Genomic DNA, 17,505 nt, shown 5'->3' with positions numbered 1-17,505 from the left:
AATGATTAATTTTCATTTCATCTGTCTACAGTTAAGCTATAGTTAGCAAATCACACGCTTACATTATTAAGCCGGCCTGGAGAGGACATGCTACAACGAATTGCCATCGACGAATTGACTCCTGGCATGTATGTAAATCGGGTCGTCGATGATACTGGCAAGGTAAAAATACGCTCAAAAGGGGTTGTCCGCTCTGATGCGGTGATAACCCAGTTGAAAAACAAAGGGGTCGAAGTTGTCGAAATTGATACCGAAAAAGGTGTCCCGCCGACTCTCCCCCCTGCTCCTGCGTCCGACACAGCTCCCCCTGTTGCCGAGACTTCCCCGGTAAGCAATACCGGTGTTGAGGCAAATAATGAGCCGCTCACCAGTGACAGTTTGAAAGCCGCCGAGCAACTATTCCAAAAAGCCATGGCAATACAACAAACTTTTTTGTCTCAGTTACGCTCGGGCAAGGGCGCCGATGTCAATAAGCTATCCACGCTCACCCAGGATATTCTGGAATGCGTGTTTGAAAATCAGGCCGCCATGATTTGCTTATCCATGGTTCAACGTGGTAACGATAGTTTACTGGAACACTCCCTGAACTGCAGTATTCATATGGCTATTCTGGCCGACGCTGCCGGCTTTGATAGACAGTCGGTTGAGCATGCCAGTCTTGCCGGCCTGTTAATGGATACCGGCATGGTGAAATTGCCACCAGAGCTCTGCGTACCTGAAGAACAGTTAAGCGGCACCGATTTAATGATGTATCAGACTCATGTCGATGAGTCCCTGGAAGCCATCGAACATAGTGATGACCTGCCAGAAGTGGTAAAGGACATCATCAGCCAGCACCACGAACGAATTGATGGCTCAGGTTACCCGAAAGGGCTGACCGGTGATGATATTGAGCCATTGGCCCAGTTGGCGGCAGTGGTCGATGAATTATCCCGGTTAGGCATGCCCGCACCATTTGGCTGCGCCTTTGCGACCAGCAAAGTGCTGAAATCACTGGCTCGTAATAAAGGTCTGGAACAAACGCTGGTTAACCGGCTGATAGGCGTGCTGGGCATCTATCCCGTCGGCTCACTGGTGAAACTAAAAAGTGGCAAGCTCGGTATCGTTAGTCGACGTAACCCGTCTAACCTGCTACAACCGCAGGTGATGACATTTTACAGTGTTAACAGCGGCCATTTTCAGGAAGTGAAACGAATAGATTTGGCTAAGGGTAAGGATGAGATAGAAAGCAGCATTGGCCCCGATGAATTTGCCATTAATCTGCCAAAATTCTTCACCGATGTGTTTATTCCACAGGCGAGTGAATAAATCACTCGCCTGTACGCGTATCACCAGTCGGTGAGTGCCGTCATACTAAACACTTCATCTTCAAAGCGTAGTATCACCCGTTGCGCCTCAATATTAACAATCTGGACGCGGTCGGCGATCCAGTCACCCTCACCTTTGTCACTGCCATTTACCCTGACCCAGCGGTCGGCCGGGGCGGAAGCATACATATGAGCACTGAAGTCCATAGCGGGTAATCGCGTAAGTAGTCGCGCAGGCAATTGATCGACCCTTTGTATATCGTCATATACGTTGACTACCGTCTCTGACGCCGTTGGCTCTATTCCCTGTTCTTCCTCTTTTTCCAAATCGGTAAGTACTTTGTTAAAGCGGGCCATCAACTCTGGTGATACCGCTACTTTTTCCGTTGCATTGTCAGTGCCTGAAGCGGCTTGCGCCAAAGGAGTTCCGGCTGCTTCAGGTATAGCGGGTTCACTTTCGGTGCCTGTCACTGATGTCACATTGGATTGAACCGGCTGGCCAGACGCTTGTGCTATATTCTGCTCTGCCGCGGGGAGTTGTTCTACCCTTTCTGCTTCAGGCGTGCTCACAGCTTCAGACGTGTTTTGCGGTGTTGGCGCAGCATTGTTGAGGATGGTCTGACTTTCCACCCGTTGATGACCTGTGTCAGGGGCCGTTAGCAGTTGTTCAAGCATTGTTGGCCCGACGGCCAGAAAATACCCCGTAGCCCCGCCTCCAACCGCTAGCAGTAACCCGGTCAGTAAAGGCTTAACTAAGCGTTGCCACTGTCCCGGCATGCCATTGACTGTGGGTAAAAATAAGCTGCGATTAAACTGATCACTGATAGCGCTGTCGGTCTTTTGTGCACGGGTATCATACTGCCCCCGCAATAACGCCTGGGTAGGCGTTTGTTCGGTGGTAACCAGCGTATCCTCAACGCAGATTTCAACCGTCTGCTGCGGATCATATTCAATTTCCTGCACGCCCATTTCAATTAAGCCCTGGATCATGGCATCACTGGTGATCAGGCCGGACTTTTTAATTCTTACCGGCCCGTTTTGCGCCGTCACCTGCACAATCGTCATCCCCGGCAGGGCTTGTTCAATAGGGATAATGTTACTCATACCATGCCCCACAAATAGCCGCCCACCAGAGCACTACAGAAGATCCCGGCATAAATCAGGGTTTGCTGTCCGCGCAAGCGTTGCTGTATCACATCTTCACCCAAAATTTGTTCAGCTGCAGTCAGAAACAGGTGCTTCTTCACAACCGGCTTTTGCTGTGTAAAGGCCAGTGTCATCGCCCTGTCGCAAAGCAGATTAATAACCCTGGGAATACCCGCGGTTACCCGATACATGGTGCGCACAGTCGCCGGGCTAAACACCGATATATCACCATTAGCCACACTCAGCCGGTGATTAACATAGGCTTTCACCTCATCGGCATTAAGCGGTAGTAAATGATAACGTGCGGTGATCCGTTGAGATAGCTGACGTAATTCATTACGCTTTAACAACTGCTGTAATTCAGGCTGACCAATCAGTACCACCTTAAGCAGTTTTTCCCGGTTAGTTTCCAGGTTGGTTAGTAAGCGCAGCTGCTCCAGTACTTCCGGTAACAAATGCTGAGCTTCATCAATCATCAGCACGGTATTCTTACCCGCATTATGATTGTCAGCCAGCTTCTGTAAAATCTTGTCCGTAAAGTATTTCAGACTGGCCTGGTTACCATCGGTTTCAATATTGAGCTCATCACACACTGTGGCCAATAGTTCAATAGCCGACAACGTAGGGTTAAGGATCATTGCCACCTGGGTTGAGTCAGGCAACTGCTGCAATAACTTGCGCGAGACGGTCGTTTTACCAGTGCCGACCTCGCCGGTTAGCATGACAAAGCCACCACTTTCCCTTAAACCAAACGTCAGATGCGCCAACGCTTCTTTGTGGCGAGGGCTCATATACAGGTAATCAGGATTGGGCGCGATAGAAAACGGATTATCCGTTAACCCGAAATATTGTAGAAACATGTGATATCAGTTGGACTGTCCATATGTTCGGTAAACTATCAGACTATCCGTTGAAGTCAACAACACCGTGTTTTCAGGCGCTTACTCAGGCATAATAGCCGCATCATACAGCGACTCATTTTCAGCATGCAGGTTTTTCTGGTTGGCGGCGCAGTCCGAGACAAATTACTTAATCGCCCGGTCACTGAGCGGGACTGGGTAGTTGTTGGCGCTACGCAGGAACAATTATTAGCAAAGGGCTATACCCAGGTGGGTAAAGACTTTCCGGTATTCTTACACCCCAAAAATCAGGAAGAGTATGCCCTCGCCCGCACTGAACGTAAAACTGGCGGCGGTTACACCGGCTTTAGCTGCCATGCCACGCCCGATGTCACCCTGGAAGAAGACCTGCTGCGCCGGGACCTCACCATCAATGCCATGGCACAAACTGCCGGCGGCGAAATAATCGATCCGTACCATGGCCAGGCAGACTTGCAGAAGCGCCTGTTACGCCATGTCTCGGCAGCCTTTAGCGAAGATCCGTTGCGGATTTTCAGAGTTGCCCGGTTCGCCGCACGCTATGCTTATCTCGGCTTTACTGTGGCAGACGACACCATGGCACTCATGCAATCCATGGCAGCGTCAGACGATATCAGGCAGTTAAGTGCTGAACGGGTATGGCAGGAGACACGTCGGGCGCTGATGGAACGCTCTCCTGAAGTTTACCTTAGTGTGTTGCACCAATCCGGCGCACTGCGGGCCTGGATGCCAGAATTAGACGCTGTTGATATAAGCAAACAAACCGCAGACTGCCTGCTAAGAGCGGCTGCTTCCGAACAGCCCTTAACTGTTCGCTGGTCTGCGTTGTGCTGGACGTTACCCCTGCCAGCCTTAGAAGCACTGCAGCGCAGGCTAAAGGTGCCAAACCTTGAAGCCGACAGTGCCCGGCTGGCGGTAAAAACCCTGCCATCTCTGACTGACACTATTGTCCATAGCGAAGGGCTGCTGGGCATCCTCAATATCTGCGACGCCTGGCGCAGACCCGAGCGGCTGGAGCGTTTAACCTTGCTGCTGGGCGTTGTGTATCCTGAGCAGGGACCGCTTTTTCAGAAATTACTCACGGATTCGCTGGCAGTCGCCAATGAGGTCGATGTTAAAGCCATTATCGCTGCCGGTTTTACCGGCCCGGACATCAAACAGCAACTCAATCAGCTACGCCTGATGCGAATCCAACAGACCATCACAAAGCACGGCGTTTCGTCGATTTAATGCTACAATAGCGCCATTCACGTGACAGACGTATTTTTATGACATTCGAACAATTAGAATTAGACGATGACCTGTGCCGGGCTCTCGCCGATATGGGGCTGACCCGCCCTACTACCATTCAGTCAATGGTGGTACCGGTTGCCATGGAAGGGAAGGATGTTCTGGCTTCAGCGCCTACCGGAACAGGAAAAACCCTGGGCTTTTTATTGCCTGCCTGCCAGTTTTTACTGGATTTTCCGCGCAAGCAGCCAGGCGCAACCCGCATTCTGGTGCTAACCCCGACCCGGGAACTGGCACTGCAGGTTTACGAGCAAGCCGTTGCGGTAACCCGCCACACAGACCTGATTTGCGGAGTGATCACCGGCGGCATCAATTACGGCACCGACAGAGAAACTCTGGCTCAGAACCTGGATATTCTGGTGGCCACACCAGGACGCCTGTTTGAACATATCGAACAGGAGTCGGCAGACTGTCGCGATATTGAGTGTTTAATTCTTGATGAAGCAGACCGTATGCTCGACATGGGCTTTTCAGGTATCGTTAACCAAATAGCCTCAGAAGCCCGCTGGCGTAAACAAAACATGTTGTTCTCTGCCACACTGGAAGGTGCGGGCGTGCGCCACTTTGCCAATGATTTGCTCAATGAACCCGCCATTATTGAAGCGGATCCGCCCCGTCGCGAAAAAGCCAAAATTCATCAGTGGTATCACCTGGCTGATAATTTAGAGCATAAACTGGCTTTGCTGGAAAAAATTCTCAAAGAACAGATTACCAGCGCCGTGGTGTTTGTAAAAACCCGCGAGCGTTTACAATGGCTGCGTGAAAACCTGCAACGGCTCGGCCTGCAGGTATGTTACCTGCAGGGCGAGATGCCCCAGGATAAGCGCAATGCCGCACTGGCCAGCTTTAAATCCGGTAGCCTGAACATTTTACTGGCAACCGACGTCGCCGCGCGCGGCATCGATGTGCCCAATGTAAGCCACGTTATTAATTTTGACATGCCGCGTAAAGCCGATGTTTACGTCCACCGAATTGGCCGCACAGGGCGGGCAGGCGCCAAAGGCACGGCAATTGCTCTGATCGAAGCCCATGATTTTGAGATGATAGGGAAAGTATCGCGATACATGGACGAGCCGCTGAAGGCCCGCTATGTTGAAGGATTGCGCCCTAAACACAAAGCGCCGGAAAATAAGGCTAAGAAAAAGAAATCCAAAACGTCCAAAACCGCCAAAAAGAAGAAGAGATAATTAATATGTCACTGCCTGCTAAAGTGGTTCTGGCTACCGGTAACGCCGGGAAGGTAAAAGAATTTGCCAGTTTGTTTGCGCCACTCAATATTGAGGTACTGCCACAAAGTGAGTTCAACGTAAGTAGCGTGCCGGAAACTGGTACAACTTTCGTCGAGAATGCCATTATTAAAGCCCGTCACGCTGCTCAGGAGACCGGATTACCCGCGATCGCAGATGATTCAGGCCTGGTGGTCGATGCACTGCATGGCGCGCCGGGGATTTATTCAGCCCGATACGCCGGCGAAGACGCTACCGACAGTAAGAATATCGACCGGTTGCTTAACGAGCTGGGCGAAGAAAACGCCAATCGCGGCGCACACTTTCAATGTGTATTAGTCATGATGCGCCACGCTGACGACACCATCCCCTTTATCAGTGAAGGACAATGGCATGGCAGTATTACCCGCCAGCGCCATGGTGAGGGCGGATTCGGCTACGACCCGGTGTTTTACGTAGACAAATTTAAGTGCACGGCCGCGGAGCTCGACAAAGTGCAAAAAAATGCCGTCAGCCACCGAGGTCAGGCGATGCAGCAGTTACTGGCACGCATTAAAGGTTTGTGATGCAAAAGCCGCCTTTGGGCCTGTATATCCACATACCATGGTGTGTACAAAAATGTCCCTATTGTGACTTCAATTCTCATGCGCTGAAAAATGGCCTGCCTGAGCAGGAATATGTGGCGCACTTACTGGCCGACCTGGAACAGGATGCGCGCCTGACCGGCGAGCGCCCCATCGAAACGATTTTCATTGGCGGCGGCACACCGAGTTTGTTTAGTCCCCAAAGTATTGGCCATCTGCTGTCTGAGGCACAAAAACGCGTCCCCTTTGCCAAACATATCGAAATTACCCTGGAGGCTAACCCGGGCACCATTGAAGCGGCCAGGTTCGAGGGCTATGTGAATGCCGGAGTAAACCGATTTTCGATTGGTATTCAGAGTTTTCAGGCTCACCACCTTAAAGCCCTTGGCCGCATTCATGATCCGGCGCAGGCTTTGTTTGCCATCGGGCAGGCTAACCAGAGTGGAGTAAATAGCTTTAATGTGGATTTGATGCATGGTTTGCCCGGACAGACGTTGCCAAACGCCCTGGACGACTTAGGTCAGGCTATAGCGCAGCAACCCAGGCATTTATCCTGGTATCAGCTAACGATTGAACCTAACACCCCCTTTTATTCCAGGCCGCCGACATTACCAGACGATGATATCCTCTGGGATATCCAGGCAGAAGGCCACCAGTTATTGCAAGCCTCAGGGTATGAACAATACGAAATCTCCGGTTACAGCAAACCTGGCTATCAGTGTCGGCATAATTTAAATTACTGGCGTTTTGGCGATTATGTTGGGATAGGCTGCGGCGCTCACGGTAAACTCACTGACACCGAAAATCAACGCATCACTCGCACGGTAAAAGTAAAACATCCCCGTGGCTATATGACCCTCAACCGACCCTATCTGGATCAACAAACCCCGGTTGAAACGGAAGATTTGGCCTTTGAGTTTTTTATGAATCGCTTCAGATTAGTTGAATCCTGTCCAAAATCAGACTTTGAAAGCCTCACCGGTGCCTCTCTCACTGTAGAACAACATGACGCCATCGAACAGGCTACAAGCAAGGGTTTACTGGCTGACAGCCCGTCACACTGGCAGGTAACACCTCTTGGAAGACGGTACCTGAATACCCTATTAAGTGCCTTTGTGTAAGAACCGTCACCGCCTCTCAAAAACGCAGTAAAAAAATAGCCGAATTTAAAATTTACTCTATTATTAACTAGTAATAACAATAACAGCCGTCTAGTTACGGTACTTTTTGCTAAACAAGGACGACAGCAAAACCATATAGTTGCCGGAGTAAGTATGTCCATTCAGCGTAAATTTCTTGTTGCCATCACGGTTGTGATTGCTGCTTTTTCAGTTGTTATCGCCATAATCACTTCAATTTCAGCGTCTTCTGAAGCAGAGGACAAAATTATTCAGCAAAAAGAACAACTCGCCGCCAGACTCACCAACATTCTTACCGTCACCGATTCACTGATGCACGAACGTGTGGTCAGCAGCATGCGGTTGTTAAAAGAACGCGGTGACAAAATTGGCGTACCCTCCCAGGGCAGTGAAGTAATGGTTAAGCAAACCCCGGCGACCCAACTGTTCATAGGCGATGAAGCGCAAGCCAATAATTTCGCCCTGGTAGATGGGCTCACCGCCGTGATGGGCGGAACAGCGACACTGTTTAGCAGAACCAGCGATGACTTTATCCGGGTCACCACCAACGTCATTAAAGACGGGCAACGGGCTATCGGCACTAAACTGGCGCCTCAGGGAAAAGCCATGGCGCAAATCAAACAACGCAAAGCTTATTACGGTGCGGTGGATATTCTTGGCAGTCCTTACCTGACAGCTTACGAGCCAATGTTTAACGCAAGTCAGCAGGTCATTGGTATCTGGTACGTGGGCTACTCCGCCGATTTACAGGTTCTGGAAGAAGCCATTACCAAAAGTAAATTGCTTGAAGAGGGCTTTGTCGCGCTCAAAGACAGCAAGGGCAATTTGCGTATGCATTCGGCACACGTTAACGAAGCCACGGTTAATAATGCCCTGGCGTCTGGCAAAGACAACTGGGATGTCACCACTATTCCTTTCGAAAAATGGGGCTACGAGCTAATTCTGGCCTCATCGAGTAATGAAAAGGCAGCCCTGGTAACATCAGCGGTGTTGGCCGTGCTGGTTAAAATTCTGATTGCCAGTGGGGCAATTCTGGCTACGCTCTTCTACCTGATAAATCATATGGTGGGTAAACCGCTGGATGAATTTATTGGTGTGGTGAACGATCTGGCCTCTGGTGAGGGCGACTTAACCTTCCGCTTTAATGCAAACTCCAGCGATGAATTTGGCCTGATGGCCAAAGGGTTTAATAAACTGTTATCCCAATTGCAAACCACTTTGAGAAGTGTCAATCAAGCCACCGACACCATGCTCTCGCAATCCCGCGAACTCAATGAAACTGCAGATAAATCCAGCTCCACGGTGACTGAATTAACCAATGAAACCCGCGCTATAGGGGATGCGTTGTCGACCCTGCAGGAAAATGCAAGAGCCGTATCCGGTAACATTAATCATTCTAATGAGGCTGCTGGCGCCGCCGACAGCGACACACGCAACAGCGTAAGCGTGCTATCGGCAACCATAAAAGACATTGAGGCGCAGGCCCATAATATCGATACCTCAGTACAGGTGATCAATGAGCTGGCCGCCGCCAGCGAACAAATCAGTGGCGTTATGGATGTGATCCGCAATATTGCCGAACAAACCAACCTGCTGGCGCTCAATGCAGCTATTGAAGCCGCCAGGGCGGGTGAGCAGGGCCGAGGCTTCGCAGTAGTGGCTGATGAGGTTCGCTCTCTGGCGAGTCGCACCCAATCATCCACCGAGGAGATCCGCGTAATGATTGAGCGGCTGCAACAAGGGAGTCGGGAAGCCGCTGAGAAAATGCAGCAAAACAAGGACAATGCGTTTTCTACCGTCCAGGTAACACAGAATGCCGGCGAGTCGCTGGAGAAATCCCTGCATGCCGTAGCAACCATAACAGAGTTGAATCAGGAAGCCGCCACCATGGCCTCACGTCAGGCCAGCATTACTGAAGATGTGGCAAAACGGTTGAGCAGTATTCAGGATGTAGGCAACCAGAATAGCGACTATGCAAGATTGGTGGCACAAAACTGTGCGCAGCTGGTGGACGAAATCAGCAGCATGCAACAACAGCTTAAACGTTACCGTTTTTAACGCCCGGCTGACGCCCGTTGAGTCAGTAACGAGTCAATGATTTCCCGGTTTGCGGCCGGGAAATCGTCATACTTCAGGTTATTTAAATCCAACCATTTACCAGGCTGCCCTTCAGCGCCTTTGGGTTCACCGCTAAACCCGCTTACCGTGTAGACATGCAATCGTACACACTTATCGCCATAATCATGTTCAATCAGCGTTAGCGGCTCACAGTGCGTGGTAACAATGGCCACTTCTTCCTGCAACTCCCTGCTCAGTGCAGAATCAGGCGCCTCACCCTCCTCCACTTTACCACCGGGGAATTCCCATTTACCGCCCTGATGTTTATTACTGGCGCGTAAACATACATAGGTTTGGTTATCACGCAGAATAACCCCAACAGCCACATCAATATATTTCATGATTTGTTACCTGTTTAATCTTACAAAAAAGGCCGGATACCTGCGATATACAGATAACCAGCCTTTTCATTTTCAGTGCTGACAGCCTATTTTAACTTTCCGTGACACTGCTTGTATTTTTTGCCGGAACCACAAGGACAAGGGTCATTACGGCCTACTTTGGGTCCCTCTCGCATCGCGGTCTGAGGACCACTGACATCTTCTGAGGGTTCGCCATCTGCGTCAGCATGCTGGAAATTCTTCGGTACATCATCTGCCTGACGACGTTGCTCTTCAACTTTTTCCACATCCGACTCAGCTCGCACCTGTACCCGGCTTAAAATAGTAATCACTTCAAGTTTCAGGCCCTCTAACATATTGGAGAACAACTCAAAGGCTTCACGTTTATATTCCTGCTTAGGATTTTTTTGTGCGTAGCCGCGCAGATGAATACCCTGACGCAGGTGATCCATTGCCGCTAAGTGTTCTTTCCAGTTGCTGTCGAGGTTTTGTAACATCACCGCTTTTTCGAACTGACGCAGTACCTGCTCGCCAACCATTTCTTCTTTGGCTTTATACGCTGTATTTAACTCATCCAGAATGCGTTCGCGCAATTTTTCTTCGTACAGTTTGTCATCCGCATCCAACCATTGTTGAATTGGCGCATCCAATGCAAAATCGGCTTTCAGGCGCTGTTCAAGGCCATCAACGTCCCACATTTCTTCGAGGGATTGTGGCGGAATATACTCATCTACCACACCACCAATGACATCTTCGCGAATAGCCTGAACGGTTTCACTGATGTCTGCCTCATCGAGCAGCTCATTACGTTGCTCGTAGATAACCTTACGCTGATCGTTGGCCACATCATCGTATTCCAGTAATTGCTTACGAATATCAAAGTTACGGCCTTCCACCTTGCGCTGAGCATTTTCAATGGCGCGGGTTACCCAAGGGTGCTCGATAGCCTCGCCTTTCTCCATGCCCAGACGTTTCATCATACTGGCCATTTTTTCTGAGGCAAAAATACGCATCAGGGCATCATCCAGCGACAGATAAAAACGCGATGAACCAGGGTCACCCTGACGGCCTGCACGACCACGCAACTGGTTATCAATCCGACGGGACTCGTGACGCTCGGTACCGATAATATGTAAACCACCGGCCGCTAGTACGGTTTCGTGATCCTTTTCCCACTGTTCTTTAATCTTCTGGATCTGAGCTTCGCTGGGATTTTCAATCTTATCGACTTCCGCCTGCCAGTTACCGCCGAGCACAATATCGGTTCCCCGACCCGCCATGTTAGTGGCGATAGTTACCGCGCCAGGACGACCCGCCTGGGCAACAATGTCGGCTTCCTGAGCGTGGAACTTAGCATTAAGAACTTTATGCGGGATCTTTTCTTTTTTCAGAATGCGTGACAACAACTCTGAATTTTCAATCGATACCGTACCAACCAGCGAAGGTTGACCGCGCTTAACACAGCGGCGAATATCTTCCACGATGGCATCATATTTTTCCTGAGCCGTAAGGTAGATTAAGTCAGCTTTGTCGTCACGAACCATGTCGCGGTTGGTGGGTATAACAACCGTTTCCAGGCTGTAAATATGATTAAATTCAAATGCTTCGGTATCAGCCGTACCGGTCATACCCGACAGTTTTTCGTATAAACGGAAATAGTTCTGGAAAGTTATCGAGGCCAGCGTTTGGTTTTCGTTCTGGATTTTAACGCCTTCCTTCGCTTCCACTGCCTGGTGCAAACCTTCGGACCAACGACGGCCTTCCATAGTCCGACCGGTATGCTCATCAACAATCACGATATTATCGTCTTTAACGATGTAATCAACGTCGCGGGTAAACAGCTTATGTGCACGCAAAGCCGCGTTAACGTGGTGCAGTAATGAGATATTACCGGCATCAAATAAGGATTCTTCTTCATTAAGCAGGCCTTCACGTTTCATGATTTCTTCAACGTGGATCTGACCGTGCTCTGTAAGGTGAATTTGTTTGGCTTTTTCATCAATGGTGTAATCACCATCGCCATGTTTACCCTCTTCGTCTTCCTTATCCTGCCGGTTCAGTTCAGGAATAATCTGGTTAATGCGTAAATACAGCTCGGAGCTATCTTCAGCGGCACCAGAAATTATCAGAGGGGTACGGGCTTCATCGATGAGGATAGAGTCAACTTCATCAATAACCGCATAAAAGAGTTCGCGCTGGACTCTGTCCTGTGGACTGAACGCCATATTGTCGCGCAGGTAATCGAAGCCAAATTCATTGTTGGTACCATAAGTGATATCGGCCTGATACGCTTCGCGCTTTTGCTCCGGCGCCAACCCTGGTACGTTACACCCTACGGTTAAGCCGAGGTATTCAAATAAACTGCGGCTCCAGTTAGCATCCCGCTTGGCCAGGTAATCGTTCACGGTAATAACGTGTACGCCTCGCCCGGTTAACGCGTTCAGGTAAGTGGGCAGCGTTGAGGTCAGTGTTTTACCCTCACCGGTACGCATCTCGGCAATTTTGCCAGAGTGAAGCACCTGGCCACCGAGCATCTGAACATCGAAGTGGCGCATGCCATATACACGTTTGCTGGCTTCACGCACTGTCGCAAAAGCCTCAATCAGAATATCATCGAGACTGGCGCCCTCTTTCAGACGTTGCTGAAATTCGGCCGTCTTTTGCTTTAGCGCAGCATCATCAAGAGCTTCGTATTCTGCTTCCAGCGCATTAATGGCATTGACGTGCTTTTGTAATTTTTTTAATAGTCGATCGTTACGACTGCCAAATACTTTCCTGAGCATGCTTGCAAACATTGTGTTGGTATTTCCACTTCTGTGATTTATCAAAAACAAAAAATCTGACCGGCAGATTGTTCTGTCGCGTTACATTAGATTGATTGGCGTGTAATAGAGGCTTACGCTACTTCTTGTAGACGTAAGGAAGTGGATCGACTTTTTGACCAGCTTTAATGACTTCGTAATGTACATGAGCGCCGGTAGAACGACCGGTGCTCCCCATTAGCGCGATAACCTGGCCTTTAGTAACCAAATCACCTTTATTAACCAGCAAAGTCTGATTGTGACCATAGCGTGTTACCAGACCATCACCGTGTTCAATCTCCACGAGATGACCGTAACCGTAGCGGTCGCCTGACCAGGTCACTATGCCTGCCGCGGTGGCTACGACATCGTCGCCCACTTCACCGGCAAAGTCTAATCCGTTGTGCATGGCCGGTTGTCCGTTAAAAGGATCCGTACGCATGCCGTAGTAGGATGATAACCATCCTGTCTCTATCGGGCGTCCCGACAAACTAATCTGTTCATCTATATGGTGCCCGGTAACCAATCTTTCAAGTGCGGCCAGTTGCTGCTGCTTGTGCTTTAACTGACTGCTTAATTCTTGTATGGGTGATAACAGTCGCTGTTCTTCTGCTTCTAACTGACTGCTTATCGTTGCTGATGCCAAACCAAAATCGCTTACCGACTGTTCTTCCACGCCCATCGCCCTGGCCAGTACCTGGGTCTTTGCATCAATTTTATCCAGCGAACTTTGCATGGCCATAAGCTGTGCCGCAAGGGCCTTTACCTGTTCATCGGTAGCCGCTGCGAGAGAATCCACTTGTTGCTGCTCGGCTTCAAGAATATTTTGAGCTACTTTTACGCGGGCGAGATTTTCGAAAGAAGAGTCGGTAGAACGGCTGGATACCAGCACAAACAATGACGATAAAACAGTAAGACTCACGATCGAGCGCACGCTAATGCTGCGCCTGATGCGTTTATGCTTACCTATAAATGTCACTGTTAGTTTCATTGTGTGTCTTATTTTGCTTTTCTGCGGTGGGCCAGCGGTACAATAACAGCCAGCCTAAATCTTTTGATTCGCTATTCTAGCGACATTCGCCCCTATTAAACAACAAAAAAGCCGCCACGAGGGCGGCTTTTTCAGCATAAAGTATTAAACCAGGGCGGGTTGTGCATACCGGATTGGCGCTTCGTCCTGAGACTCGTAAGTAATGTACTCCCAGCAGTCGCGCTGAGCCAACACGGCATTTAACAATTTATTGTTCAAGCCATGTCCGGTTTTGTAAGCGGCCAATTCACCAATAATGCTGTGACCGCCTAAATACAGGTCGCCAATAGCATCAAGGATTTTATGCTTAAGGAACTCATCGTCATAACGCAGTCCTTCGGGATTTAGTACCCGGTAATCATCCAGTGCGACGGCATTTTCCATACTGCCACCCAGCGCCAGATTGTTCGCGTTCATGTATTCCAGGTCGCGCATAAAACCAAAAGTACGGGCGCGGCTAACCTCATTAACATAGGAGCAGGAATCAAAGTCCATCACCATATGCTGACGGGTCTGGCTGATAACCGGGTGCTCGAAGTCGATTTGAAAATCAACCCGGAACCCATCGTAGGGGCGTAACTCTGCCCACTTATCGCCATCTTCCACGCGTACGGGTTTGGTGATTCGAATAAAACGCTTCGGCGCGTTCAATTCTTCAATACCCGCTGATTGTAAAAGAAATACAAACGGGCTGGCACTGCCATCCATAATGGGCAGTTCATTACTGTTAACCTCAACAATAATGTTATCAATACCCAGTCCGGCCAATGCTGAAGCTAAGTGTTCAACAGTATGTATACTCACACCGTCGTCATTATTCAGACAGGTACACAACATGGTATTCCCTACCGCGTTAGCGCGGGAGTGAATGTCGACATGCGGTTCAAGGTCAATACGCCGAAACACGATTCCCGTGTTCGCAGGCGCAGGCCGGAGAGTCATCGTGACCTTGTCCCCTTTGTGCAAACCTATGCCAGTTTCCTGGACTGCATGTTTAATTGTACGTTGTCTAATCATGGCTTTAAAAAACACCTAACCTAAAGCGGCCGAACATTATAGTTAGCCATCACTTACTTGTCAAAAATATCGGCTATTTTATGAACAACCTTAACCTTTTGAACAAGTACCCTGTAAATTTTTGTTTACCGTTCTAGTCTGCTTGCTTACGCAGGAAAGCCGGAATATCCAGGTATTCAAGGTCATTACCAGGTTGCGCATTTTCATCTGCTTTAAGCGCCTGGTTACCTTCTGTACCGCCAACCGCACGGGATTCACCGCTGGACTGGAATTCCCTGGCAGTGGCACTCAGGCGTGAGCCTTCAGAACTCACCAAAGAAATATCAGGCTTGCGCTCTGCGCCAATGCCGGTAGCCACTACGGTAACCCGCAGTTCATCGGTCATTTCCATGTCGATTACCGTACCCACTACCACAGTCGCGTTCTCTGATGCGAAAGCTTTTACCGCGTTACCGACAGTTTCAAACTCATCGATAGCAAAATCAGGACCAGCGGTAATGTTGACCAGAATACCGCGGGCACCCGACAGATCGATATCTTCCAGTAACGGGCTGGCAATCGCTGCTTCTGCTGCTTCTTCAGCACGATCCGGACCAGAGGCTGCACCACTGCCCATCATGGCTTTACCCATTTCAGACATCACGGTACGAACGTCAGCGAAATCCACGTTAATCAGACCCGGACGGGTGATCAGCTCAGCAATGCCCTGTACGGCTCCGCGCAACACATCGTTAGCCGCGCTGAATGCCTGTAGCAATGGTGTACCAGGACCCATCACTTTCAGCAGCTTTTCATTCGGAATGGTAATCAGTGAGTCGACATTGTTCGCCAGTTCATCGGTGCCCTGGTTTGCAAAATCAGTTCGCTTTTTACCTTCAAATGGAAACGGTTTAGTGACAACCGCGACGGTCAGAATACCCATCTCACGAGCAATCTTGGCCACTTCGGGTGCCGCTCCCGTACCAGTACCACCGCCCATACCTGCGGTGATAAAGATCATGTCCGCACCATCCAGCGCTTGTCTGATGGTTTCACGATCTTCTTGTGCAGCTTCACGACCCTTATTCGGATCAGCACCGGCCCCCAGACCTTTGGTGACATTTGAGCCGATCTGCAAAGTAACATCTGCAGATGAGCTTCGTAGCACCTGTGCATCGGTATTAACTGCAATAAACTCTACGCCTTCAATGCTTTGAGACACCATGTGCTCAACTGCATTGCCACCGCCGCCACCGACTCCGATGACTTTGATTACGGCTTCTTCGCCGTGGCTATCCATTAATTCAAACATACTTACTCTCCGGTTCTGTACGTCTTTCTAACACTTGAGTTCACCTGCATATTGAGCATTCCATGACTCTCGCCGGTCAACCTAAGCGCCCCCTAAAATTTAAAATTCGCCTTTAAACCAGCTTTGCACACGCTTGAACAGACTATCTGTCGCACGTTGCTTACCCGTTTTTTTATTATCTGCTTGCATTTTTCCATAGTGGAGCAGGCCTACGGCCGTCGCAAAGCTGGCATCATCGGTATATTCTGACAAGCCAACCATATTCAACGGACTACCGACCCGCACCGGCATCTGGAAAATTTCTTCAGCAATTTCAACAGCACCTTCCATTTTCGCGGTCCCGCCGGTTAAAACCAGCCCCGCTGCAATTTGCTCTTCAAAACCACTGTTTTTAATTTCTTTATGTATCAGTTCAAATAATTCCTGATACCGAGGTTCTATGACCTCTGCGAGCGTATGTCGGGACATCACCCGGGCAGGACGACCGCCCACACTGGGTACCTCGATACTCTCTTCCATACTAACCATGTCTTTTAGCGCGCAGGCATAGTTAACTTTTATCTCTTCAGCATTGCTGATAGGCGTTCTGAAGATTTTTGCTATATCGCTGGTAATCTGATTACCTGCTAACGGCACCACCGCAGTGTAACGAATGGCGCCATCGGTATAAATCACAATATCCATGGTGCCGGCGCCGATATCGACCACACAAACACCGAGTTCGCGTTCGTCATCGGTCAGCACTGCATAACTGGAAGCCAGTGCCGAGAAAATAATCTGATCAGCCTGCAACTCACAGCGCTCGATACATTTCACCAGGTTTTTCGCCATATCATCCGCACAAGTGATGATATGCGCTTCAGCTTCCATTCTTACGCCTGACATGCCAATCGGGTTTTTGATCCCTTCCTGCACATCAATGGTAAATTCCTGTGGCAACACATGCAGTAAACGACGCTCTGCCGCAATGGGTACCGAGCGAGCTGCATGAACCACGTTATCCACGTCTTCCTGGGTCACTTCCTGGTTATTAATCGGCACCATGCCACTTTCATTCTGACACTTTACGTGACGACCAGAAATCGACATAAACACAGAAGAGACCTGACAATCCGCCATCAGTTCCATTTCATTTACCGCGCTTTGAACCGATTTCACTACCAGGTTCAAATCATTCACGCCGCCCTTGTCCATACCACGGGCAGGATGGGTACCGACACCTACGATACTGATTTGATCATCGTCGAGTAACTCGCCGAGGACAGCCTTCACACGGCTGGTGCCGATATCCAGTCCTACAATCAAATTACGTTCTGCCGGTTTAGACATATGTCGCT

At 49.6% G+C, this 17,505-nt stretch carries 14 protein-coding genes; 6 read left to right on the top strand and 8 right to left on the bottom strand.

Annotation, left to right across the window (positions count from 1 at the left end):
* The first annotated feature begins 87 nt into the window (after positions 1–87).
* Entirely contained in the window at positions 88–1,308 is a 1,221-nt protein-coding gene (locus AC27IB_RS01860) for a cyclic di-GMP phosphodiesterase (RefSeq protein ID WP_487118537.1), read from the top strand.
* Positions 1,309–1,328: 20 nt separating this feature from the next.
* Here AC27IB_RS01860 and AC27IB_RS01855 read toward each other — a convergent pair whose 3' ends face one another.
* Both AC27IB_RS01855 and AC27IB_RS01850 read right to left on the bottom strand, forming a co-directional pair.
* Entirely contained in the window at positions 1,329–2,411 is a 1,083-nt protein-coding gene (locus AC27IB_RS01855; protein ID WP_487118535.1) for a general secretion pathway protein GspB, read from the bottom strand.
* Positions 2,408–3,313: an ExeA family protein gene (locus AC27IB_RS01850; protein ID WP_487118533.1), complete on the bottom strand. Its 906-nt coding sequence runs from the start codon at positions 3,311–3,313 to the stop codon at positions 2,408–2,410. The genes AC27IB_RS01855 and AC27IB_RS01850 overlap by 4 nt, the downstream gene beginning before the upstream one ends.
* Positions 3,314–3,439: 126 nt before the next feature.
* Here AC27IB_RS01850 and AC27IB_RS01845 point away from each other — a divergent pair, with 126 nt between their 5' ends.
* The 5 genes from AC27IB_RS01845 to AC27IB_RS01825 all read left to right on the top strand — a co-directional run bounded on the left by AC27IB_RS01845 (position 3,440) and on the right by AC27IB_RS01825 (position 9,628).
* Positions 3,440–4,561 carry a tRNA nucleotidyltransferase/poly(A) polymerase-related protein gene (locus tag AC27IB_RS01845; protein ID WP_487118531.1) on the top strand — a complete coding sequence of 374 codons (1,122 nt, stop codon included), beginning with the start codon at positions 3,440–3,442 and terminating at the stop codon, positions 4,559–4,561.
* A 38-nt stretch (positions 4,562–4,599) separates the two neighbouring features.
* Complete coding sequence (gene srmB / locus AC27IB_RS01840; RefSeq protein ID WP_487118529.1) at positions 4,600–5,808, top strand: ATP-dependent RNA helicase SrmB; 1,209 nt, start codon at positions 4,600–4,602, stop codon at positions 5,806–5,808.
* 5 nt (positions 5,809–5,813) lie between these two features.
* On the top strand, positions 5,814–6,413 hold the full coding sequence (locus AC27IB_RS01835; protein ID WP_487118527.1) for an XTP/dITP diphosphatase: 600 nt from the start codon (positions 5,814–5,816) through the stop codon (positions 6,411–6,413).
* On the top strand, positions 6,413–7,552 hold the full coding sequence (gene hemW, locus AC27IB_RS01830) for a radical SAM family heme chaperone HemW (protein WP_487118525.1): 1,140 nt from the start codon (positions 6,413–6,415) through the stop codon (positions 7,550–7,552). Before AC27IB_RS01835 ends, hemW begins: the two co-directional genes overlap by 1 nt.
* Before the next feature lie 153 nt (positions 7,553–7,705).
* Positions 7,706–9,628 (top strand): methyl-accepting chemotaxis protein, encoded by a 1,923-nt coding sequence (locus tag AC27IB_RS01825; protein ID WP_487118523.1) that lies wholly within the window; start codon positions 7,706–7,708, stop codon positions 9,626–9,628.
* Here AC27IB_RS01825 and mutT read toward each other — a convergent pair.
* From mutT to ftsA, 6 genes are all read right to left on the bottom strand, one after another.
* A complete protein-coding gene (mutT, locus tag AC27IB_RS01820) occupies positions 9,625–10,029 on the bottom strand; it encodes an 8-oxo-dGTP diphosphatase MutT (protein ID WP_487118521.1) in 405 nt (134 codons plus the stop codon). The genes AC27IB_RS01825 and mutT overlap by 4 nt on opposite strands.
* 86 nt (positions 10,030–10,115) lie before the next feature.
* The gene (gene secA / locus AC27IB_RS01815) at positions 10,116–12,824 is read right to left on the bottom strand and encodes a preprotein translocase subunit SecA (RefSeq protein ID WP_296046550.1); all 2,709 of its coding nucleotides are present in this window, start codon (positions 12,822–12,824) and stop codon (positions 10,116–10,118) included.
* A gap of 106 nt (positions 12,825–12,930) precedes the next feature.
* Positions 12,931–13,821: a M23 family metallopeptidase gene (locus AC27IB_RS01810; protein WP_296046548.1), complete on the bottom strand. Its 891-nt coding sequence runs from the start codon at positions 13,819–13,821 to the stop codon at positions 12,931–12,933.
* 144 nt (positions 13,822–13,965) lie between these two features.
* Positions 13,966–14,877: a UDP-3-O-acyl-N-acetylglucosamine deacetylase gene (lpxC, locus tag AC27IB_RS01805; protein WP_296046546.1), complete on the bottom strand. Its 912-nt coding sequence runs from the start codon at positions 14,875–14,877 to the stop codon at positions 13,966–13,968.
* Between the two features lie 133 nt (positions 14,878–15,010).
* Entirely contained in the window at positions 15,011–16,168 is a 1,158-nt protein-coding gene (ftsZ, locus tag AC27IB_RS01800; RefSeq protein ID WP_296046544.1) for a cell division protein FtsZ, read from the bottom strand.
* Positions 16,169–16,267: 99 nt separating this feature from the next.
* The gene (gene ftsA / locus AC27IB_RS01795) at positions 16,268–17,497 is read right to left on the bottom strand and encodes a cell division protein FtsA (RefSeq protein ID WP_296046541.1); all 1,230 of its coding nucleotides are present in this window, start codon (positions 17,495–17,497) and stop codon (positions 16,268–16,270) included.
* Positions 17,498–17,505 lie beyond the last annotated feature (8 nt).

The sequence above is a fragment of the Alteromonas sp. 4NH20-0104 genome (assembly GCF_057547795.1).
Note: the sequence above shows the minus strand (reverse complement) of the source record. Positions and strands in the feature narration are given on the sequence as shown.

Bases quoted from the DNA above. Each gene is read 5' to 3' on its own strand.
- AC27IB_RS01860 (WP_487118537.1), top strand. From the start codon at position 88: ATGCTACAACGAATTGCCATCGACGAATTGACTCCTGGCATGTATGTA.
- AC27IB_RS01855 (WP_487118535.1), bottom strand. From the start codon at position 2,411: ATGAGTAACATTATCCCTATTGAACAAGCCCTGCCGGGGATGACGATT.
- AC27IB_RS01850 (WP_487118533.1), bottom strand. From the start codon at position 3,313: ATGTTTCTACAATATTTCGGGTTAACGGATAATCCGTTTTCTATCGCG.
- AC27IB_RS01845 (WP_487118531.1), top strand. From the start codon at position 3,440: ATGCAGGTTTTTCTGGTTGGCGGCGCAGTCCGAGACAAATTACTTAAT.
- srmB (WP_487118529.1), top strand. From the start codon at position 4,600: ATGACATTCGAACAATTAGAATTAGACGATGACCTGTGCCGGGCTCTC.
- AC27IB_RS01835 (WP_487118527.1), top strand. From the start codon at position 5,814: ATGTCACTGCCTGCTAAAGTGGTTCTGGCTACCGGTAACGCCGGGAAG.
- hemW (WP_487118525.1), top strand. From the start codon at position 6,413: ATGCAAAAGCCGCCTTTGGGCCTGTATATCCACATACCATGGTGTGTA.
- AC27IB_RS01825 (WP_487118523.1), top strand. From the start codon at position 7,706: ATGTCCATTCAGCGTAAATTTCTTGTTGCCATCACGGTTGTGATTGCT.
- mutT (WP_487118521.1), bottom strand. From the start codon at position 10,029: ATGAAATATATTGATGTGGCTGTTGGGGTTATTCTGCGTGATAACCAA.
- secA (WP_296046550.1), bottom strand. From the start codon at position 12,824: ATGTTTGCAAGCATGCTCAGGAAAGTATTTGGCAGTCGTAACGATCGA.
- AC27IB_RS01810 (WP_296046548.1), bottom strand. From the start codon at position 13,821: ATGAAACTAACAGTGACATTTATAGGTAAGCATAAACGCATCAGGCGC.
- lpxC (WP_296046546.1), bottom strand. From the start codon at position 14,877: ATGATTAGACAACGTACAATTAAACATGCAGTCCAGGAAACTGGCATA.
- ftsZ (WP_296046544.1), bottom strand. From the start codon at position 16,168: ATGTTTGAATTAATGGATAGCCACGGCGAAGAAGCCGTAATCAAAGTC.
- ftsA (WP_296046541.1), bottom strand. From the start codon at position 17,497: ATGTCTAAACCGGCAGAACGTAATTTGATTGTAGGACTGGATATCGGC.